This window comes from Pigmentiphaga sp. H8, assembly GCF_003854895.1.
GTDB lineage: Bacteria > Pseudomonadota > Gammaproteobacteria > Burkholderiales > Burkholderiaceae_B > Pigmentiphaga.
Map to the genome: position 1 here is coordinate 2,009,635 of NZ_CP033966.1, position 20,705 is coordinate 2,030,339.

Consider the following 20,705-nt stretch of genomic DNA (forward strand, 5'->3'; position numbering starts at 1 on the left):
GGATAGGACTCCAGTAATGGCGGCCCCGCGGCCGCCTTGATTCGTGTCAGGCGGTTGCCAAGCCGAGGTAGGCTTTCTGCACGGCCGGGTCGTTCATCAGGGCGCCGGCTTCGCCTTCGCCGGCAATCGCGCCGTTCTCGATCAGGTAGCCGCGCTGCGCGATCGCCAGGCTCAGCCGGGCATTCTGCTCCACCAGCAGGATGCCGACTCCGTCCTGCCGGATGGCGGCCAGGGATTTGAACAGCTCGGCGCTCATCAGGGGCGACAGCCCCAGCGACGGTTCGTCCAGCAGCAGGATCTCCGGCCGCGACATCAGCGCCCGGCCGATGGCGACCATCTGCTGTTCGCCGCCGCTCATGGTACGGGCGGTCTGACCCAGGCGTTCCCCCAGACGGGGGAACAGGGTCAGCACGCGCTCCAGCGTGGTGGCCTCGCTTTCCCGGGCACGGCGCGCATAGGCTCCCAGCCGCAGGTTCTCGCGCACGGTGAGTTCGCCGAAGATGCCCCGGCCCTCGGGGACCAGGGCGATGCCCAGCTCGACGATGCGGTGGGCCGGCGTCGCGGCGATGTCCTGCCCCGACAGGCGCACGACGGCCTGGCCGTCGTGCGGGACAAGGCCGGCCACGGCCTTGAGCAGCGTGCTCTTGCCGGCGCCGTTCGCGCCCAGCATGACGACGATCTCGCCCGGCCCGACCGACAGCGCGACCTTGCGCAGCGCCGTATGCTTGCCGTAGGCGACCGACAGGTTGGCGACTTCAAGCACTGGCGTCTCCCAGGTAGGCGCGGATCACTTCCGGATCCGACAGGACGGCGGCGGGCGTGCCCTCGGCGATCCTGGCGCCGGCGTTCATCACGACGCAGCGGTCGCACAGCGAGTGCACGGCGTCCATGACGTGCTCGACCAGGATGATGCTGATGCCTTCGTCCTTGAGCGAGCGGACCAGCGCGATGCCTTCGAGCAGTTCGGACGGGTTCAGGCCGGCCAGCCATTCATCCAGCAACAGCAGGCGTGGCGACAGGGCCAGGGCGCGCGCCAGTTCCAGCCGTTTCTGGTCGATGTAGGTCAGCTCGCCGGCCAGCGTCCGGGCATGGCGCGCCAGGCCGACGCGCGCCAGCAGTTCGCCGGCCCTTGTCGTGGCCCGCGCGCCCCACGCCGGTTCGCGCGAGAAGGCCAGGCCCGCCACCACGTTCTCGGTCGCGTCCATGTCGGCCAGCACCCGTACCAGCTGGAAGGTCCGCGCGACGCCCGCATGCGCCACCTTGTGGGGCGCCTTGCCGGCGATGGGGCGGCCCGCGAGTTCGATGTCTCCGGCATCCGGGGCCAGCGCGCCCGAGATCAGGTTCATGACCGTGGTCTTGCCCGAGCCGTTCGGCCCCAGCAGGCCGACGATCTCGCCGGCCTCGACCGAGAAGCTCAGGTCGTTGACCGCGGTCAGGCCACCGAAGGTTTTCCGCAAGAGGGAGATGCGCAGGCTGTTCATGACGCCTCCTTGGCGGCGGGAGACGCCGGCCGGTCGGCCTTGCGCAGCCGCCGGGCGAGGCCGACGACGCCGTTGGGCAGCAGGTAGACGATGATCATGAAGACGGCGCCGAGCAGGATGCTGTAGTGGTTGGGGAAGTTCGCGCCCAGGTATTCGAACAGCAGCGCGAGCGGGACGACGCCCAGCAGCGGGCCGTACAGCCGCTGCACGCCGCCCAGCAGCGCCATGATCAGCACCTGGAAGGACATGACGGGATTGAACGCGATGGCCGGGTCGATGTAGGTCCAGCGCGGCGCCATGATCGCGCCCGACAGCGTCATGAACACGGCGCTGAGCGCGAACAGCAGCACCTTGGCGCGGGTGGTGTCGATGCCGCAGTGGCGGGCCACCGTTTCGTCCGCGCCGATGATGCGCAGCGCGAAGCCCAGGCGGGAGCGGCCCAGCAGCAGGGTGGCCAGGAACAGGACCGCGCCCAGCGCCAGCAACTGCCAGTAGATCTGTTCCTGGCTGATGTCCAGGAATACATAGCGGCCGATGGAATTCGACACGTTCACTTCGTACCAGGTGACCAGCTGGCGGATCAACTCGGTCAGCCCGAAGGTGAAGATGACGAAATAGACCCCGGCCAGCCTGAGCGTGGACAGGCCGACCACGATGGCGACCACCAGCCCGACCAGGGCGGCCGCCGCCAGCACGGCCGGCCAGGGCAGGGCCTCGCCCAGGACCGCCACGGTATAGGCGCCGATGCCGAAGAAGGCGACCGTGGCCAGGGACACATAGCGGGTGGGGCCCGAGAACATCGCCCAGGCGGTGGCCAGCACGGCGTAGTTGAGGATGTTGATGGCCAGCGACAGGCCGTAGCCGTCGGCCACCAGGGGCACGCCGGCCAGCACCGCCAGCATGGCGGCGCCCACGATCAGGGGAATGCGCAGCGGGGCGTTCATCGCGCGGCCCTCCCGAACAGGCCGGTGGGACGCACCAGCAGCACCAGCAGGAACACGCCGTAGGTCACGGCGATCGTCAGTCCCGGGTCGACGTAGGTGGCGATGAAGGATTCCGCCAGGCCCAGCAGCAGGCCCGCGACCAGCGCGCCCAGGACGTTGCCCACGCCGCCCATGATGATCACGATCAGCGCCTTCATGGTGAAGATCACGCCCATGTTGGCGTTGAAGGTCAGGAACATGCTGACCAGCACGCCGCCGCCGGCCGCCAGCGCGCCACCGGCGGCGAAGGCCAGGGCCGAGGCCCAGCGCACGTCGATGGCGACCAGGCGCGCGGCCACCGGGTCCACCGCCACCGCGCGGATGGCGGTGCCCAGGCGGGTGCGGGTCAGCGCCAGGTAGAAGCCGATGCCGAACACCGCGGCGAAGCCCAGGGCCAGCAGCCGGTTCAGGGCCAGCACGGAATCCAGGATGCGGACGGGTTCGTTCAGGTAGGAATAGCTGTAGTAGTTGCCGCCGAAGGTGACCTGCATCACGCCCTGCACGATGAACAGCAGGCCGAAGGTGGCCAGGATGCTGTCCACCTCCAGCGCGGCGCGCGTGCGGGTGCGCTTGACCAGCGGCGTCAGCAGGAAGCGGTAGACCAGCCAGTTCAGGGCGAAGGCGATGGGGACAATCAGCAGCAGTCCCCACAGGGGCGTGACGTGGAGACCGGTCATCAGCAGGTAGGCGCAGAAGGCCGCGGCGACGAGAAATTCGCCATAGGCCAGATTCATGATGCGCGAGACGCCGTACTGCAGGGTGAGCCCCATGGCGACGAGCGCGTACATGCCTCCCAGCGTGATGCCGGAGAAGAGTGCATCGATGAACATACGGGATTCCTGTCGCGCGCCGTCCGGCGCCATGCGGCCGGGCGGCGCGGGTTGAGGGTCAGCGCGAGGCGGCGCCGGCCTGCCAGGCGGACTTGGGGAAGACCAGCTTGGCGGCGCCGGCGTGGCTGGCCGGTTCGATGCCGACGAACTCGCCGTTCTGCCATTGCCCCAGCGTCAGCATGTTGGGCACCATGTGGTTCTTCAGGTTGATGCGGCCCAGGATGGTGTCGAACTCCTCGTTCGCGATCTTGGCCGACACGGCCTTGCGGTCCAGCGTCCCGGCTTTCTCGATGGCCTGTTGCAGCACCTGCAGCCCGGCATAGGTGACCAGGCTGGCCCAGCGGTCCGGCTCGGCGCCGGTCACTTCCTTGTGGCGCTGGATGTAGGCCTTGACCGCGGGGCTGCTGGCGTCGATGCCGCCCAGGCTGGCCACGCCCTCGACGTTCGCGCCGAAGCGGTTCTTGTACAACGGGAAGGCGGTGCCCACGCCGGTGTAGAACACCTTGGGATTGAAGCCCAGCACTCGCGCCTGGTCCGTGATGGCCATGGTGTCGGGCGGATAGCTGAACGCGATGAAGACGTCGGGGTTCAGCTTCTTGGCCTCGTTCACGATGGGCGCCAGGTCCTGCGTGCCCACCGGATAGGTCTTGGCGTAGGCCAGCTTGAAGCCCGCCTTCTGGAACGCGGCGCGCGCCGCGGTGGCCAGCTCGATGCCGAAGCCGTCGGCGATGGAGACCATGGCGATGGCGTCGCCGATCTTGCCCGCCTTGCGCAGGCCGGCCAGCTGGTCGACCAGGGCTTCGGCGTATTGCGAGCCGGTGCCCAGCAGCCAGTAGCTGTTGGGCCAGCGCTTGGCGAATTCGGGCGCGCGTTCGGTAACGGCCGAGCCCGCCAGCAGCGGGTAGCCGTAGCGGTGGAAGGTGGGGGCGACGGCCAGGTTCATCGCGGTCGACCACGGAGGCAGCAGGAAGTCGACCTTGTCCTGGGTGATGAGGCGCTCGACCGCGCGCACGGCGTCTTCCGAACTGGAGCGGTCGTCGTATTCGACGACCTTGATGGGCAGGCGCTTGGCGCCAACCTTCAGGCCGCCCGCCTGGTTGACCTCATGGACCCAGAGCTTGTAGTTGGGAATGGTCGTGATGCCCGCGCCGCCCGCGTTCACGCCGGTCTTGGAGATGGCGTAGCCGATGGTGACGGCGTCCTGGGCGTGGGCCGGCAGGGCGAGCGAGAACGCCGACAGGGCGGTGGCCGCGCCCAGCAGGCGCAGCGATTTCAGGGGCGAGGTGAGCATGGTGTGTCTCCCGGTAATTTTGTAACAATCGCGGAGTTTTGTTGTAGCGACGTACAAATTCTGGCCAGAGGGCCCCGCCGTGTAAAGTTGCAGGCATTGATGAAATCGGACGAATACTTGCACTTTTCCGCCCGCCTTACCGAGGACCCGCATGGTGGCTTATCCGCATTCCCTACCCGACGTGCACCCGGACATCGGCGAGACGCCGCTGGCCACGCTGATGGAAAGCGAATCCATGGCGCCCGCGCTGGCGGCGCGCGAATGGGTGATCGACGCCGCGCGCCGGCAGGGGCGCAGCCACGCCTTGCTGCTGACGGCGGGCAAGGGCGTCGCCACGCTGCGCCACGGGCAGCTCGCGCTGCGCGCGCCGTGCCTGGCCTGGCTGCCACCCGGCATGGCGCAGTCCATACGCCTGGAGGCCGGCGGCGCCGGCTACATGCTGTCGGCCGCCGAGGAACTGGTGTCGCGCGCCTCGGCCGCCAGCCAGCACGCGGCGGCCTTGCGCAACGTGGCCGACCGCCTGCTGCATATCGGGCCGGACGAGATGGCGGCGGGGCGGGACATGCTGCGCCCCGTGTTCGAGGCGGTCAGCCATGAATTGCGCCAGGCGGCCAAGGGCGCGGCCGGCATCGCCGTCGCCTATCTTTCCATCGTCCTGACGCATCTCTGGCGCATGAGCGACATCGATCCCGAGGCGCCCACCGGGGACCGGCCCGGCTCCGTCGTGTTCCAGCGTTTCCTGCGCGTCGTGGAGATGCACTTCCGCGAGCACTGGCCCATTTCCCGTTACGCCCGCACCCTGGGCGTGACCGAACGCCGGCTGCACGCCGCGTCCATGCGCAGCGCCGGCTGCGGCCCGCTGGCCGTGGTGCACGAGCGCCTGTTGCAGGAAGCCCGGGTACGCCTGCAGCAGTCGCCGCTGCCCGTGGCCCAGGTCGCCTACGGCCTGGGGTTCCGCGACACCGCGCACTTCAACCGCTTCTTCAAGCGCCACATGGGCGTTCCCCCCGGCAGCTACCGCCGCCGGGTGCTCGAGGAAGCCGGTCGCGAGGACCTGACTTACTCGGCCTGGCCGTAGCGGTCTCCCCTACCGGCAAAGCCGGATCCACCGCATCCTGGGAGAAGATCCAAACGCTATACTTTTTCCCGTCTAGCCTTGGGTGTGAATGTCGTGAAGGTTTTCGTCGGTCGGGATTTGTCGTGGGGAGCGCTGGCCGGGGCGCTGGGACTGATGTTCCTCGTGTCCAGCGCGCTGCGCGGGCCGTTGCCCGAAGGGCCGTTCAGCGAACGGCTGCCGGTGCTGGCGCAGTATGCCGGCTCGTTCCTGGCGGCGGCGCTGATGGGGGGCTTCATCGTGCTGGTCATGTGGGGCTTCCGGCGCTTGCGCTCGCAGCCCTACGAGACGCCCCGGCGCGACCTCGCGCTTGCGATCCTGCTGATGGCCATCGTGACGTTCCGCCCCGCGCATGCCGAGGCGGCCGCGCCGGTTGCCCCGGCCGTCGGCGTGGCGCACTACGCGCCGTAGGCGGCGCGCCCCTTGGCCAGGTAGGGCGCCAGCGCGAACAGGTCGACGTTGCCGCCCGAGACGATGATGCCCACGCGCTTGCCGCGCGCATCGACCTTGCCGGACAGCAGCGCGGCCGCGCCCAGGGCACCGGTGGGTTCCAGCACGAACTTCATCCGCTCCATCAGGAAGAACATCGCGCGCAGCAGTTCGTCGTCGGTCACTGTCAGCATGTCGTGGACGTGGGACTGGATGAGCGGGAAGGTGTACCGGCCCGCCGACTGCGTGCGCGCGCCGTCGGCAATGGTATCGGGGTTGTCCACCGATTGCAGCGTGCCGCTGTGGAACGACCGGGTGACGTCGTCGCCGGCGGCCGGCTCCACGCCCATGACCCGGATGCCGGGGGCGCAGGCGTTGGCCGCGATGGCGGATCCCGACAGCAATCCGCCGCCGCCGCACGGCACCAGCAGGTAGTCCAGCGGCCCGGTCTCGCGCAGCAGCTCCAGCGCGGCGGTGCCCTGGCCGGCGATGATGTCCGGATGATCGAAGGGCGGGATGGTGGTCAGCCCTTCGCGGTCGGCCAGTTCGGCCGCGATGTCCTCGCGCCGCTGCGTGGCGCGGTCGTACAGCACCACGCGGGCGCCATAGCCGCGCGTGGCTTCGAGTTTGACCTGGGGCGCGTCCGACGGCATGACGATGGTGGCCGGTATGCCCAGCAGCCGGCCCGCCAGCGCGACGGCCTGGGCATGGTTGCCGGACGAATAGGCCACCACGCCGCGCCGGCGCGCATCATCCGCCAGCCGGGCCAGCGCGTGATAGGCGCCGCGGAACTTGAAGGCGCCCATGCGCTGGAAGTTCTCGCACTTGAAGAAGACCGAGGCCCCGGTGCGGGCGTCGACAGTATGCGAGGTCAGAACGGGCGTGCGGTGGGCGTGGCCGGCAAGCAGCGCGGCGGCCGCTTCGATGGCGGGAAAGGCGACGGACATGGGATTTTCCACCTGGATGCCGGCCGGAGTCGGCCGAGAAGCCAAGCATATACGAAGCGGATGGCCAGGGGGCGCGGCTTGCCGGGGCCCGGGCGGTCCCGTTTTCGGCATTTTCTTGGGGTATCCCCCGATGTTGACGCGAAGCCGAACCCCGGGCGAAAATGCCGGCTGACATGTCTATGGCATGTTCCTCCAAAGGGGAGTAGTTCGAGAGCCCAACAGGCTCTTTCGTACGATCGTCAATACGTGGAAGTCCGCTTCCTCCGGTCGTGCGGATCACCGCCCGGTGATTGAACAAGACCTTTGCAGCCTGGCCTCAGGTCCTGCATGGGTACTCCCGTCCCCCAGTGATTCCTGTTGCCAGCAGAGGCCGTCAACTTCTCTGGAGAACCACTCGTGGAATGGCTTTCGGCTTTCGCCGCAGAAATTTTCACCACCCAATTCCTGTTCGCGCTCGCGTCCATCGTCGTCATCGACATCGTGCTGGCGGGCGACAACGCCATCGTCATCGCGCTGGCCGCGCGCAACCTGCCTCCCGCCTTGCAGAAAAAGGCCATCGTCTGGGGCACGGTCGGCGCCATCGTCGTCCGTACGCTGATGACGCTGGCCGTGGTCTGGCTGCTCAAGATTCCCGGCCTCATGCTGGTGGGCGGCCTGGCGCTGCTGTGGATCGCGTACCGGCTGCTGACCGCCGAAGAGGACGAGCACGGCAGCGGCTCGGTCAACACCAGCTTCGTCGCCGCCATCAAGACCATCGTGATCGCCGACGCGGTCATGGGCGTGGACAACGTGCTGGCGGTGGCCGGCGCGGCGCACGGCAGTTTCCTGCTGGTGGTGCTGGGCCTGCTGATCAGCGTGCCCATCATGGTCTGGGGCAGCCGCCTCATCCTGCGCCTGATGGAACGCTATCCGGCCATCATCTACATCGGCGCCGGCGTGCTGGTCGTGACCGCGGCCAAGATGGTGATGGGCGAGCCCCTGGTCAAGCCCTGGTTCCAGGCCCACGCGTGGGTGCAGTGGCTGGTCTACCCGCTGGCGCTGGTTGCCATCTTGGGCGGTGCCCGCATGGTGGTCAACAATCGCGGCAAGGACAGCCAGCCCGAATCCAACGCGGCATAAGGCCGGCACCCCGGCCGGCGCGAGGGGAATTCCCCCTCTCGCGGCAGGGGTGAACTGAGTTAAGCTTGCGGTTTTCCCGGGGTGGGTCTACCGCTCGCAGCAGAACGGCGCCCGGTTACGGCTGGACGCCGTTTTTCACGTAGGAAGGCCGCGGGCCGCTTGATCGAGTGCGAATGACGACGACTGACTTGACCCTGACGCTCCGGCCCGGGATGTGGAACTGGCGGCACCTTGCCCTGCGGGGAGCGCTGGTCCTGCTGACCACGTCGCTGCTGATGCTGGACGACTGGATCCAGCAATGGTTCACGGTCGCCAACCAGGCCGATTTCGAACTGAACTATTTCGCGGCGCTGCTGGCCTTCAACCTGGGACTGTGGCTGTCGGGCAGCCGGGTGTTCGTGACCTGCATCCTGGTGCTGCTGGGCGGCATGGAACTGGTCCAGCTCAGCCATATTTCCTACGCCGGCCGGCCGCTCGATCCCGTCGTGCTGGCCAGCCTGTTTTCCGAGTTCGGAGACGTCCGGGAAGTGGCGCTGGCCGATTTCCGCGACCATGTCCACGTGCTGTTCGCGGTGCTGATCCCGTATCTGGCCGCATGGTGGCTGTTCATGACCTGCATGCGGTCCGACGTCCGGCGCTGGCAGCGCGCGCTGGGGGTGATGCTGGTGGCCGCGGGCCTGCTGTCCAAGCCTTACCGCGCCACCTACCGCGATCTCAATTCCTTCCTGCCGGGCCCCACCCGCAGCGGCCTGCACAACTCGCTCAACACCTTCAGCTTCTTCCTGGTGCACAACGTCCTGCGCGGATCGCTCCACGCGGCGCCGGCTCCGGTGGCGGCCGCGACCCGGCCCGAGGTCGTGCCATTCCCCTCGGATGCGCAGCACGTGTGGTTGTTCGTGGCCGATTCGCTGCGCAGTGAGCACCTGGGCATCATGGGCTACGAGCGGGATACGACGCCCAACCTGGCGCGGCGCATGGAGCAGGGGCTGGTCGCGCGCCATGGGGTGGCGGCAGCCGTCTCCACGGCGGCCAGCATGCCGCTGATCATGAACGCCGTGCGCGAGCCCGGCCAGCTGGACCAGATCCGGGGCCTGTCCACGAACCTGTTCAAGTTCGCCAAGGAGGCGGGCTTCACGACCTACTGGATCTCGTCCCAGGAGTCCAAGCTGCTCAACGACGTGGGCAGCCGCTACGTCGACGTGTCCATCACGCGCGAGGACGAGCCCGCCCGCTTCCGCAGGCAGGGCGACGAGGCGATCCTGTCGCTGCTGCGGGAGCAGGTGTGGCCGAAGAAGACTTTCGTCGTGGTCCTGCTGCGCTCGACGCATGCTCCCTACGAGGCCAACTATGCGCATGCGCGGGACCGCTATGCGCACTGGCCGGACAGCCATGACCAGCCACGCGCGGTGCGCCAGCGCAACGCCTACGACAATTCCGTGCTGTATCTCGATGCGTTGCTGGACCGCATGCTGGACGAATTCGACCAGTTGCCGGGCCAGCGCCACCTGGTGATCACCGGCGACCATGGGCAGCTGCTGGGCACGCGGGGCATGTGGGGGCACAACGTGATCGAGCCCGAAGTGGCCGATGTCCCGGTGCTGTCCTGGAGCCGCGAGGCGCCCGAGTCCGTGTCCGAATCCATGCGGCAGGCGGGCTGGATCAGCCATTTCGAAATGTCGCGCTGGCTGGCGAACCGGCTGGGGCGCGATGTCCGTTCGCCGTCGGCCATCGATGGCGTGTACTACGTGCAGGGCAAGAACCTGTACGGGGCCAACACCTTCCGCGAAGTGCACGAAGGCGCCTCGCTGGAATTCTCCGACGTTCTGCCCGTGGGCCACAGCCTGCCGGTCCGCCCTTACAATCCGGTCCGCTCGCTGGTCGCACGTTGAGTGCGCGCGTCTACGGACCTACGCATGCCTTCCTCCCAGGAAACGTCTTCTCCCTTCGAACTCATGACCGGCCGCAACGCGCTGCGGTCGCTGGCGCTGGCCGGTGGCGTGGCGCTCCACGCCATCAACGTCTACGTCGTCACCACCATCATGCCCACCATCGTGCACAGCATCGGTGGGCTGGCCTACTACGCCTGGAGCACGACGCTGTTCGTGGTGGCGTCCATCCTGGGTTCGGCCCTGTCCTACCGGCTGATCGACCGGATGGGGCCGCGCCGCGCCTATCTGGGCGCGCTGGCGCTGTTCTGCCTGGGATCGCTGATCTGCGCCACCGCGCCGGCCATGTGGTGGCTGCTTGCCGGGCGGACCGTACAGGGGCTCGCCGGCGGCGTGCTGCTGGCCTTGTCGTACGCGCTGATCAGAATGGTGTACGAATCGCGCCTGTGGCCGCGCGCGCTGGCTTTCGTCTCGGCGATGTGGGGCGTGGCGACGCTGTCGGGGCCGGCCCTGGGCGGGCTGTTCGCCTCGCTGGGGTGGTGGCGGCCGGCCTTCCTGTCGCTGCTGCCGGTGGCCGCCGCGCTGGCGGCCATCGTCTATAGGCTGGTGCCGGCCACCGCGCCCGCTTCGTCGTCGGCGGCGGCGGGCGTGCCCTGGGGCAAGCTGGCGTTGCTGGCGTGCTCGGTGATGGTGGTGTCGGTGGGCAGCCTCTCGCATGAACTGGCCTGGAACGCCGCGGGCGTGGCGGTGGGGCTGGCGCTGGTGGCGTGGATGGGGCGGCTGGACGTGAAGGCCTCGTCGCGGCTGATGCCCACGGGCGCCTATTCGACCCGCACGGTGCTGGGCGCCTGCTACCTGACGATGGCGATGCTGATCATCGGCCTGACCAGCGAGATCTTCGTCCCGTATTTCCTGCAGACCCTGCACGGCCAGACGCCGCTCGTGGCGGGCTACCTGACGGCGGTCATGGCGGGCGGCTGGACGCTGGCCTCGCTGATGTTCTCGGGACGCACCGGCGCGGCCGTCGTGCGCCTGGTCCGTGGCGGGCCCGTGGTGACCACGGTGGGCCTGGCCGCCCTGGCCGTGCTGGTGCCGCAGGGCGAATCGGGCGACGTGGCGTTCGCCGCGCTGTGCCTGGCGCTGGCCGGGGTGGGCTTTGGCATAGGCATGTGCTGGTCGCACCTGGTCACGCGGGTGTTCCGCTCGGCGCCCCCGGGCCAGGAGAATCTGGCGTCGGGCGCAGTGACCACCCTGCAACTCTACGCGATCGCGCTGGGATCGGCCGTGGCCGGCATGGTGGCCAATGCCGCCGGCCTGGCCGACCCGGGTGGCATCGAAGGCGCCCGCACCGCGGCCGCCTGGCTGTTCGGCCTGTTCGCGCTGGCGCCGGCCCTGGCGGCCTGGAGCGCCCCACGCTCGTAGGGCGGCGCGGCGCGCCGCCCCGGCGGCCGTCAGCGCATCGTCGGGGCCTCGCCCCCCAGGGCGTCGACCACGTCGGCGATCAGCTTGGCCAGTTCGCCGGACATCAGCGTGAAATCGGCGTCGAAGCGCTCGGCGTCGTTCTGCGCCAGGGCGTCGGCGTTTTCCTTGAGCACGTCCAGCGGCGCGATGCGCTTGATGGCCAGCGATTCGCTCAGCACGAACGAGATGCGGTCGGCCCAGGTCATCGCGAGGCGGGTGCACTGCTTGCCGGCCTCGATGTGGCGGCGCACGTCCTCGGCTTCGATGGATTGCCGCACGTAGCGCACCGTGGCCCGGCCTTCGCCGGTGGAGCGCAGTTCGGTGTCCTGGTCGATCGTGAAGTTGGCGGGGGCTTCGCCGCCGGCCAGCCATTCCGTCATGGCGGCCGCGGGCGAGGTCTGCACGTGCAGATTGGCCAGCGGGAACTTGTCGATGGCCCGGTTCAGGAGCTGCAGCAGTTCGTCGCAGCGCGCCGCCGAGGAGGCGTCGATGCACAGCCAGCCGTTGCGCGTGTCTATCCACGCGCGGGTGTCGCGCAGGATGCTGAAGGCGCGCGGCAGCAGCGTTTCCTTGACGTTTTCCTTGATCTCCTTCATCTGCTTGCGGCCGGGCTTGAAGCCTTGCTGCTCTTCGATTTCCTGGGCCTTGGCCTTGGCCACCTGGTTGATGACGGTGGTCGGAAGCAGTTTCTTCTCGGTACGCAGCGTGATCAGCAACTGGCCGTTCACGCCGTGGGCCAGCAGGCTGCCGTTCTCGAGCGGGGGCGCCCATCCCTGCGTCTGCAGTTCCAGGCTGGAGCCGGGGCCGAAGACCTGGGGCCTGAGCAGTTCATCGAGCCCCTCGGCGGTCATGGGCCAGGGGGCGGGAAGGCGATAGATCTGTAGATTCTTGAACCACATGGCGGGCCGCGCAAAAGGGTCGATTCTATACGACGCGGCCGTCGCCCTTCGTTACCCCAGGTCCAGCGAGTCATCCTTCTTGGATTCGCGCGGCACGTCGGGCGACAGTTGCCAGAAGATCCATGCCGATGCGGCCGTGAGCAGGCCGATGCAGATGAAGGTGGCGTGGAAGGCCGCCAGCGCGTCCTGGGGGGCGCCGTGGTCCACGAAGTGGCTGAAGGCCGAGAGGATGCCGCCGGCCACCGTCACGCTCAGGCTGATCGCCAGCATCTGCATCATGGACAGGATGCTGTTGCCGCTGCTGGCGCCTCGTTGCCCCAGGTCCTTCAGCGTCAGCGTGTTCATGGCGGTGAACTGTAGCGAGTTCACCGCGCCGAAGAAGGCCATCAGCACCACCTGGGCCCAGACCGGATGCGAGGCGTCGACCAGCGAGAACGAGGCGATGGTCAGGCCGACCAGCACCGTGTTGACCACCAGGACGTGGCGATAGCCGTAGCGGGTGATCAGCGAGGTCGCCAGGCGCTTGCTGAGCATGCCGGCCGCAGCCACGGGCAGCATCATCAGGCCCGAGTGCGTGGGCGAATAGCCCAGGCTGACCTGCAGCAGCAGCGGCAGCAGGAAGGGCATGCCGCTGCTGCCCAGCCGCGCGAACAGGTTGCCCAGCAGGCCTATCGTGAACGTGTGGATGCGGAACAGGGCGGGCGAGAACAGCGGGGCGGCCTGCCTGCCCGCGCGCAGCCAGTAGGTGACGATGCTGATCAGGCCGAACACCAGCATGAGCACGACGGTGGCGTGTCCCGTGGCGCGGCCCGAGAACCCGTCCAGCGACAGCGAGATGGCCGCCATGCCGAAGGCCAGCAGGCCGTAGCCCACGCCGTCGAAGGCGGCCCGTTGCGTCTCGCGCTTGTCGATCATGAAGGTGCGCGTGGCGATTGCGCCCGCCACGCCGACCGGAATGTTGATCAGGAACACCCAGTGCCAGGAGAACTGCTCGGACAGCCAGCCGCCCAACACGGGGCCGATCATGGGGCCGACCATGGCCGGTATGGCGACGAAGCTCAGCGCGGGCAGCAGCCGCTCCTGGGGGAAGCTGCGCAGGATGACCAGCCGGCCGACCGGCATCAGCATCGCGCCGCCGGCCCCCTGGACCACGCGGGAGGCGACGAGCTGGCTCAGGTCCTGGGAGACCGCGCACAGCACCGAGCCCAGCGTGAACAGGACGATGGCCGAGAAATACACCTTGCGCGTGCCGAAGCGGTCGGCCAGCCAGCCCGAGGCGGGTATCAGCACGGCCATGGTAAGCGCGTAGGAAATCACTACCGACTGCATGCGCAGCGGGCTCTCGCCCAGGCTGGCCGCCATCGCCGGCAGCGCCGTGTTGACGATGGTGGTGTCCAGCGTCTGCATGAAGAGACCGATGGCGACGAGCCAAAGGGTGATGTTCAGCGTTTTTCTGTGGTCCACGGTCGGCGGGCAGGGGGGCGGGCGGTGCCATAGGATAGCTTGATTCATGTCCGCGGCTTGGACTAAGGTGGTCTGGCCGGCTTGCGGCGCCGCCACGGCGCCGGGCATGGCCTTTGCTGGCCGGCACCCCAGGCAACCAGGAGACGACGATGTCGGAACACGTGTACAAGCAGCTCGAATTGGTCGGGTCCTCGACGAAGTCCAGCGACGACGCGATCCGCAACGCGATCGATCGCGCGGCCCTGACGATGCGCCATCTGGCGTGGTTCGAGGTCACCCAGGTGCGGGGCCACATCGAGGACGGCAAGATCGCGCACTGGCAGGTGGCCCTGAAGGTGGGCGTGCGCCTGGAAGACTCGAAGTAAGTCCCGCGGCAAGGGCGGCGGCGGGGGGACGCCGCGCCCGCGCCTGGAGGGCGCTGGCTACAGTGCTTGAGAATTGTTATCATTATTGATCTTAATCATCTCAAGCATGCAGTGCCGCGCACCGTCGTATGGACAAACAGTCGGATCGCTTCCTGGAGCAGAAGCGTCGCTCATTCTGGTTGAAGCATCTGCATCAATGGCACTGGATCAGCTCGGCGATCTGTCTCGTCGGCATGCTGCTGTTCGCCGCCACGGGCATCACGCTCAATCACGCCTCCCAGATCGAAGCCCATCCCCGCGTCGTCTCCAGAGAAGCGCAGGTGCCGGCTGAACTGGCTCGCGCGCTGGCTCCGGAAGGCGGGGCCGACAAGGCGCCGCTGCCGGCCGCGCTGCGGCAATGGCTGGAAGCCCAGTTGTCAATCGCGATCGGCGACCAGGTGGCCGAATGGTCGCCCGACGAGATCTACGTTTCCCTGCCGCGACCGGGCGGCGATGCCTGGCTGAGTGTCGAGCTGCCCGACGGCGCGGTGAAGTACGAGAGCACCGACCGCGGGTGGATCTCGTATTTCAACGACCTGCACAAGGGCCGCAACACCGGCGAGGCCTGGAAGTGGTTCCTGGACGTCTTCGCGGTCGCCTGCCTGGTGTTCTGCGTGACCGGCTTCTTCCTGCTGCAGATCCATTCTCGCAACCGGCCCGTCACCTGGCCCATGGTGGCGCTGGGCGTCGCCGTGCCGCTGTTCCTGGCATTCGTATTCATTCATTGAAGAGGTTCTGGCTATGCGTACATTGATCCCGGTGGCCGTCACCGGCCTGATGGTCGGGCAGGCCCAGGCCGCCGACCTGTCGGTAAGGATCGAGATCCCCCGGCTGAACGTGGCCGAGTACCACCGTCCGTACGTGGCGGTGTGGGTGGAGGGGCCGGATCAGAAGGTGGCCACCAACCTGGCCGTCTGGTACGACGTCAAGCTCAAGAACGACGAAGGTACGAAGTGGCTCAAGGACATGCGCCAGTGGTGGCGCCGCAGCGGCCGCGAGCTGACCATGCCCGCCGACGGCATCAGCGGTGCCACGCGGCCCGTGGGCGAGCATCAACTGGTGTTCAGCGACGGCAAGGCACCCCTGGGCAAGCTGGCCGAAGGCAAGTACGAACTGGTGGTCGAGGCCGCGCGCGAGGTCGGTGGCCGCGAATTGCTGCGCATCCCGTTCCAGTGGCCGCCTCGGGCGCCCGAGAAGGGCGAGGCGCGTGGCCAGCACGAGCTGGGCCGCGTCGCTCTGGAAACCAAACCCTGATTCCCTGGCAACTCTTTCCTAGCAACCCCTTCCGAGGAAAAGAACATGAAGATGTCTCTCAAATGGGCCGCGCTGGCCCTGGCGTTCAGCCTGCCCCTGTCGGCCCAGGCGCACCGCATGTGGATGCTGCCCTCGGCCACGGTCATGTCGGGCGCGGATCCCTGGGTGACGGTGGACGCCGCGGTGTCCAACGATCTCTTCTACTTCGAGCATTTCCCGCTGCAACTGAACAACCTGTCGGTGACCGCTCCCGACGGCGCCGCCGCCAAGGCCGAGAACCAGTCCACGGGCCGTTATCGCAGCACCTTCGATGTGCACCTGACCCAGACCGGCACCTACAAGATGGCGGTGGTCAACAACGGCGTGTTCGCGTCGTACAAGGAAAACGGCAAGAACAAGCGCTGGCGCGGCACGGCGGAGAAATTCGCGCAAGAGGTGCCGGCCGACGCGCAGGACCTGCGGGTCACGCAGTCCAACAGCCGCCTGGAAACCTTCGTGACGGTGGGCAAGCCGACCGAGACGGTGCTCAAGCCCACCGGCGTGGGGCTGGAACTGGCTCCCATCACCCATCCGAACGATTTGTTCGCCAAGGAAGAGGCCAGCTTCCGGCTGTTGCTGGACGGCAAGCCCGCGGCCGGCATCGAGGTATCCATCGTGCCGGGCGGGATCCGCTACCGCGACCAGCTGCATGAAATGAAGACGCGCACCGATGCCGACGGCAAGTTCACGGTGACCTGGCCCGAGCCCGGCATGTACTGGCTGGAAGCCGAGACCAAGGACGACAAGACCACCTTCGACAAGGCGAAGGAGCGCCGCTCGACCTACATCGCGACGTTCGAGGTTTTGCCTGAATAGAATGCCCCCCCCTACGCCCTGCGGGCGCCCCCCAGGGGGCGATGCGGGTGGACCGGCGGAGCCGGATCCACCGCATCCTGGGTCTGGTGCCGCTATCTGCCAGTCCGCCGGTTTCGCCCCCTGGGGGGCGCCCGCAGGGCGCAGGGAGGGGCGAGTGCTCGTTCCCTTGGCGGTGTCGGAGCAGGCGCGGCGGGGGTATGGGGGCGAGGCCCGGGTGGTGGGTATGGGCGGGCCCACGATGGGGACGAGTTGGGCGGTCAGGCTGGTCGATGACGGCGGGGTGCCGCCGGATCTGGAAGAGCGGGTGCGGGCGACGCTGGATGGGATCGTCGGCCAGATGAGCAACTGGCGGGACGATACGGACCTGAGTCGTTTCAATGCCGCGCCGGCGGGTAGCTGGCACGCCTTGCCGGATGACTTGTTCGTGGTGCTGGAGCAGGCCCTGAGCGTGGCCCGCGAAAGCGGAGGTGCCTACGATCCGACCGTGGGGCCTTTGGTCGATCTTTGGGGGTTCGGGCCGCAAGGACCGTGCGCCCGGCCGTCGGCGGACGAGGTCCAGGCCGTGCGCGGGCGGGTGGGCTGGGACCGGATCGAGCTGGACGTGGCGGGCCGCCGGGCGCGGCAGCCGGGCGGGGCCTATGTGGACCTGTCCGGCATCGCCAAGGGGTATGCGGTCGATGCCGTGGCCCGATGCCTGCGGCGCGCCGGCGTGGCCGGCTATCTGGTGGAGATAGGCGGCGAACTGGTCGGGCACGGCGTGAAGCCGGACGGCACGCCCTGGTGGGTCGAGCTGGATCGGGCCTGGGACACGGCGGGCGTATCGTCCGTGCCGCCCACGCTGGTGGCCCTGGAGGGCCTGGCGATCGCCACCTCGGGAGACTATCGGCGCCACGTCTCCGATGGCCAGGGCATGTACAGCCATACTCTGGACCCGCGCACGGGCGCGCCCATCGGCAACGGCGTCGTCTCGGTCACGGTGCTGCACCCCGAGTGCATGGCGGCCGACGCGCTGGCGACGGCGCTGACGGTAATGGGGCCGGACGAGGGGCTGCGCTGGGCGTCGCGTCGCGGGTTGGCGGCGCAGTTCGTGCAGCGCACGGCCCAGGGATACCAGGAAACGATGACGCCCAATTTCGCGGCGATGATGGAATGAACGACAAATCTCGCGCGGTATCCGCGCGCCCCGCGGGCGTGGCCGTGCTGGTGCTGCTGGTCGCGCTGGTCCTGGTGGCCGCCGCCGTGCTGCCGCTCTCGCCGACGGCATACCGGAAGGTGACGGGAGCGCTGGTGGTTGCCTGCTATCTGGCGTTCTGCCTGTGGGTAGCCTTGGCAAGGCGCGCCGAGGCGGCACCGTCCGGCGGTGCGATCGCGGCCGATGCGCTGCTGGTGGCCTATGCCAGCCAGACCGGTTTTGCCGAGCAGATCGCGCGGCGCAGCGCGCAGGCGCTCCAGGCGGCGGGGCTGCCCGTGCACCTGGCCAGCCTGGCGGAGATGGGCGGTTCGGCCCTGCAGCGCTTTCGCAAGGCCTTGTTCGTGGTCAGCACCACGGGCGAGGGCGACGCCCCCGACAGCGTCGCCGGCTTCGCGCGCAAGACGCTGGCCGGCGACCTGGCCCTGACCGGCCTGAGCTACGGCGTGCTGGCCCTGGGCGACAGCAGCTACCAGCGCTATTGCGCCTTCGGCCAGTCGCTGGCGAACTGGCTGCACCGGCAGGGCGCCGAGCCCTTGTTCGATCCCGTGCTGGTGGACGACGGCGACGAGGGGGCGCTGCGCCACTGGCAGCACTACCTGAACGTGTTGGGGGCGAGCGCGGAAATGGAAGACTGGGCGGCGCCCAGCTACCAGCCCTGGACGCTGGCCGAGCGCCGCCTGCTGAACGACGGCAGCCCCGGCGATCCCGCGTATCACCTGGCCCTGGTGGCGGCCACTCCGTCGCCAGGGGACTGGGAGGCCGGCGACATCGCCGAGATCGGACCGCGCAATGCCCCCGACGAGGTCGCGTCGCTGCTGGCGGCGCTGGGCCTGGACGGCGCCATGCAGGTGGACGGCACGCAATCGCTGGGCGATGCGCTGGCGGCCCGGGTGCTGCCGCACGACCAGGCCGGGCGCGCCGCGCTGCGTGGCCTGCCGGTTCCGGCGTTGCTGGAGGCGTTGGCGCGCGTCCCTCATCGTGAATACTCGATCGCTTCGCTGCCGGCCGACGGCCGCCTGGAACTCCTGGTGCGGCAGATGCGTTATCCCGACGGCCGGCTGGGCCTGGGGTCGGGATGGCTGACCCGGCACGTCCGGCAGGGCGGACAGGTGGACGTACGGCTGCGGCGCAACAGCGGCTTCCATCCGCCCCCGCCCGAGCGGCCAATGATCCTGATCGGCAACGGTACCGGCATGGCGGGCCTGCGCGCGCACCTGAAGGCGCGCGCCGCGGCGGGCGCGCCTCGCAACTGGCTGCTGTTCGGGGAACGCACGCCCGAGCACGATTTCTTCCATCGCGGCGAGATCGAGGCCTGGCGCGAGCGGGGCGTGCTCGAACGGCTGGACCTGGCGTTCTCGCGCACGGCGGGCTGGCCGCGCTACGTGCAGGACTGCCTGCCCGCCGCGGCCGCCGACCTGCGGGCCTGGGTGGACGACGGCGCCGCGATCTACGTCTGCGGCAGCCTGCAGGGCATGGCGGCGGGGGTCGCCGCCGAACTCGAACGCATCCTGGGCCGCGACCGTCTGGACGAGCTGGCCGGACAGGGCCGTTATCGGCGCGACGTGTACTGATCAGGCGGCATCGCCGCTGCGCCGGTGCCCGCTGACCTCGGCGCCCGCGTCGCGCCGCAGCCGCACGAAGCTCAGCAGGCTGCTCAGGGCCAGCAGGCCCACGACCAGGAAGGTGATGCGGAAATCCGTGACGTCGTAGGTCGCGCCGCCAGTGCCGCGCGCGGCGGCTGTCAGGTGCAGCACCACGGCCCCGACCGCGATACCCAGGCCCATGGACATCTGCTGGGTGGTGCTGAACAGGGTATTGGCGCTGCTCATCTGCGGGTGAGGAACTTCGGCGAAGGCCATGGAGGTCAGGCCGGTGAACTGCATCGAGCGGGTCAGGCCGCACACCAGCATGATCGCCACGACCAGCGGTATGGGCGTGTCGGGAGACAGCACGGCGCACAGCGCGATGGATGCGCCTGCCAGCGCGCCGTTGAAGACCAGCACGTTGCGGAATCCGAAGCGGCGCAGCGCCTGCGTCGTGCCCAGCTTCATGCCCAGGTTGCCCAGCATGCTGGCCAGGTACAGCATCCCGGCCTCGAAGGCGTTCAGGCCGAAACCCACCTGGAACAGCAGCGGCAGCAGAAAGGGCATGGCGCTGATCGCCGTGCGGGCGATCGTGCCGCCGATCATGACGGTGCGGAACGACGGCACGGCCATGATCGTGGGATCGATCAGCGGATGAGAATGGCGGCGCAGGTGCGCGGCCAGCGCCACGCCCAGCGCGATGCTGGCGGCGACGAGCAGGGCGCCCAGCTGCCACCGTCCGCCGTAGCCCAGCAGTTCGACCCCGACCATCAGGAAACTGAGCGCCAGGCCGCTCAGGACGAAGCCCGCCACGTCCAGCGGCCGCCGCGGCTGCGGGGCGGATTCGGGAATGTAGGCGCGGATCAGGAAGATGCCGGCCACGCCCAGGGGTACGTTCAAGAGGAAGATCCACTGCCAGCTCAGGTAGGTGGCCAGGAAGCCACCCAGCGGCGGACCGATCACCGGCGCGATCAGGCCCGGCCAGACGATGAAGGCCATGGCCCGGACCAGGTCCTCCTTGCCGGTGTTGCGCAGCACCGCCAACCGCCCCACCGGCACCATCATCGCGCCCGCCATGCCCTGGAACACCCGGGCGGCGGTGAACTGCGCGACGCTGGTGCTGAGCGCGCACAGGATGGAGGCCAGCGTGAAGGCGGCGACCGCCCAGGCGAAGACGCGGCGGGTGCCGAGCCGGTCCGCGACCCAGCCGCTGATGGGGATGAACACGGCCAGGGTCACCAGGTAGGACGTCATGCCTATGCTGAGGTTGACCGGGTTGGTGCCGAAGGTGGCGGCCATCTGCGGCAGCGCGGTCGCGATCACCGTCCCGTCCAGCGTTTCCATGAAGAAGGCGGCGGCGACGATGAGCCAGATGACGTGGGGTTTGGCGGTGGAGGCGGTCATGGGGCGGCGCATGGGGTGAGGCCGAGTCGGGCCCGGGCAGTATATGCCGCGCGCCTCGATATTGGCCGGGACCGCATGGCAGGCTGTCCAAATAACCTAGAATCATAAA

Annotated in this window: 20 protein-coding genes; 11 read left to right on the forward strand and 9 right to left on the reverse strand. The window is 68.7% G+C overall.

Annotated elements, in window-relative coordinates:
- Positions 1–46: 46 nt before the first annotated feature.
- From EGT29_RS09510 to EGT29_RS09530, 5 genes are read right to left on the reverse strand one after another with little or no spacing between them, the layout of a single operon-like run.
- Complete coding sequence (locus EGT29_RS09510) at positions 47–763, reverse strand: ABC transporter ATP-binding protein (RefSeq protein WP_124688794.1); 717 nt, start codon at positions 761–763, stop codon at positions 47–49.
- Complete coding sequence (locus EGT29_RS09515; protein WP_124688795.1) at positions 756–1,481, reverse strand: ABC transporter ATP-binding protein; 726 nt, start codon at positions 1,479–1,481, stop codon at positions 756–758. Before EGT29_RS09515 ends, EGT29_RS09510 begins: the two co-directional genes overlap by 8 nt.
- Positions 1,478–2,425: a branched-chain amino acid ABC transporter permease gene (locus EGT29_RS09520; RefSeq protein WP_124688796.1), complete on the reverse strand. Its 948-nt coding sequence runs from the start codon at positions 2,423–2,425 to the stop codon at positions 1,478–1,480. Before EGT29_RS09520 ends, EGT29_RS09515 begins: the two co-directional genes overlap by 4 nt.
- Complete coding sequence (locus EGT29_RS09525; protein ID WP_124688797.1) at positions 2,422–3,294, reverse strand: branched-chain amino acid ABC transporter permease; 873 nt, start codon at positions 3,292–3,294, stop codon at positions 2,422–2,424. The genes EGT29_RS09520 and EGT29_RS09525 overlap by 4 nt, the downstream gene beginning before the upstream one ends.
- A 58-nt stretch (positions 3,295–3,352) precedes the next feature.
- Positions 3,353–4,585: an amino acid ABC transporter substrate-binding protein gene (locus EGT29_RS09530; protein WP_124688798.1), complete on the reverse strand. Its 1,233-nt coding sequence runs from the start codon at positions 4,583–4,585 to the stop codon at positions 3,353–3,355.
- A gap of 151 nt (positions 4,586–4,736) precedes the next feature.
- Here EGT29_RS09530 and EGT29_RS09535 point away from each other — a divergent pair, with 151 nt between their 5' ends.
- Together EGT29_RS09535 and EGT29_RS09540 are read left to right on the forward strand one after the other, a co-directional pair.
- Complete coding sequence (locus EGT29_RS09535; RefSeq protein WP_124688799.1) at positions 4,737–5,663, forward strand: AraC family transcriptional regulator; 927 nt, start codon at positions 4,737–4,739, stop codon at positions 5,661–5,663.
- Positions 5,664–5,756: 93 nt separating this feature from the next.
- On the forward strand, positions 5,757–6,110 hold the full coding sequence (locus EGT29_RS09540; protein ID WP_124688800.1) for a hypothetical protein: 354 nt from the start codon (positions 5,757–5,759) through the stop codon (positions 6,108–6,110).
- Here the strand turns inward: EGT29_RS09540 and EGT29_RS09545 are convergent.
- Complete coding sequence (locus tag EGT29_RS09545) at positions 6,098–7,075, reverse strand: threo-3-hydroxy-L-aspartate ammonia-lyase (protein ID WP_124688801.1); 978 nt, start codon at positions 7,073–7,075, stop codon at positions 6,098–6,100. The genes EGT29_RS09540 and EGT29_RS09545 overlap by 13 nt on opposite strands.
- Positions 7,076–7,471: 396 nt before the next feature.
- Here EGT29_RS09545 and EGT29_RS09550 point away from each other — a divergent pair, with 396 nt between their 5' ends.
- The 3 genes from EGT29_RS09550 to EGT29_RS09560 all read left to right on the forward strand — a co-directional run bounded on the left by EGT29_RS09550 (position 7,472) and on the right by EGT29_RS09560 (position 11,502).
- A complete protein-coding gene (locus EGT29_RS09550) occupies positions 7,472–8,194 on the forward strand; it encodes a TerC family protein (RefSeq protein ID WP_124688802.1) in 723 nt (240 codons plus the stop codon).
- 173 nt (positions 8,195–8,367) lie between these two features.
- Entirely contained in the window at positions 8,368–10,083 is a 1,716-nt protein-coding gene (locus EGT29_RS09555; protein ID WP_124688803.1) for a sulfatase-like hydrolase/transferase, read from the forward strand.
- Positions 10,084–10,107: 24 nt separating this feature from the next.
- Complete coding sequence (locus tag EGT29_RS09560; RefSeq protein ID WP_124688804.1) at positions 10,108–11,502, forward strand: MFS transporter; 1,395 nt, start codon at positions 10,108–10,110, stop codon at positions 11,500–11,502.
- Positions 11,503–11,531: 29 nt separating this feature from the next.
- On the opposite strand, the gene EGT29_RS09565 is transcribed toward EGT29_RS09560, so the two are convergent.
- On the reverse strand, positions 11,532–12,440 hold the full coding sequence (locus EGT29_RS09565; protein ID WP_124688805.1) for a recombination-associated protein RdgC: 909 nt from the start codon (positions 12,438–12,440) through the stop codon (positions 11,532–11,534).
- 51 nt (positions 12,441–12,491) lie between these two features.
- The gene (gene mdtD, locus EGT29_RS09570) at positions 12,492–13,952 is read right to left on the reverse strand and encodes a multidrug transporter subunit MdtD (protein ID WP_124688806.1); all 1,461 of its coding nucleotides are present in this window, start codon (positions 13,950–13,952) and stop codon (positions 12,492–12,494) included.
- Between the two features lie 101 nt (positions 13,953–14,053).
- Between mdtD and EGT29_RS09575 the strand changes: the two genes are divergently transcribed.
- From EGT29_RS09575 to EGT29_RS09600, 6 genes are all read left to right on the forward strand, one after another.
- A complete protein-coding gene (locus EGT29_RS09575) occupies positions 14,054–14,269 on the forward strand; it encodes a dodecin (RefSeq protein ID WP_124688807.1) in 216 nt (71 codons plus the stop codon).
- A gap of 128 nt (positions 14,270–14,397) precedes the next feature.
- Positions 14,398–15,036 carry a PepSY-associated TM helix domain-containing protein gene (locus EGT29_RS09580; protein WP_124688808.1) on the forward strand — a complete coding sequence of 213 codons (639 nt, stop codon included), beginning with the start codon at positions 14,398–14,400 and terminating at the stop codon, positions 15,034–15,036.
- Positions 15,037–15,049: 13 nt separating this feature from the next.
- A complete protein-coding gene (locus EGT29_RS09585; protein WP_124688809.1) occupies positions 15,050–15,562 on the forward strand; it encodes a DUF2271 domain-containing protein in 513 nt (170 codons plus the stop codon).
- A 51-nt stretch (positions 15,563–15,613) separates the two neighbouring features.
- Positions 15,614–16,417 carry a DUF4198 domain-containing protein gene (locus tag EGT29_RS09590; RefSeq protein ID WP_370283027.1) on the forward strand — a complete coding sequence of 268 codons (804 nt, stop codon included), beginning with the start codon at positions 15,614–15,616 and terminating at the stop codon, positions 16,415–16,417.
- A gap of 154 nt (positions 16,418–16,571) precedes the next feature.
- Positions 16,572–17,570 carry an FAD:protein FMN transferase gene (locus tag EGT29_RS09595; RefSeq protein WP_238160343.1) on the forward strand — a complete coding sequence of 333 codons (999 nt, stop codon included), beginning with the start codon at positions 16,572–16,574 and terminating at the stop codon, positions 17,568–17,570.
- The gene (locus tag EGT29_RS09600) at positions 17,567–19,180 is read left to right on the forward strand and encodes a sulfite reductase flavoprotein subunit alpha (protein ID WP_124688812.1); all 1,614 of its coding nucleotides are present in this window, start codon (positions 17,567–17,569) and stop codon (positions 19,178–19,180) included. Before EGT29_RS09595 ends, EGT29_RS09600 begins: the two co-directional genes overlap by 4 nt.
- Here EGT29_RS09600 and EGT29_RS09605 read toward each other — a convergent pair whose 3' ends face one another.
- Complete coding sequence (locus EGT29_RS09605; RefSeq protein ID WP_124688813.1) at positions 19,181–20,596, reverse strand: MFS transporter; 1,416 nt, start codon at positions 20,594–20,596, stop codon at positions 19,181–19,183.
- Positions 20,597–20,705: the final 109 nt, after the last annotated feature.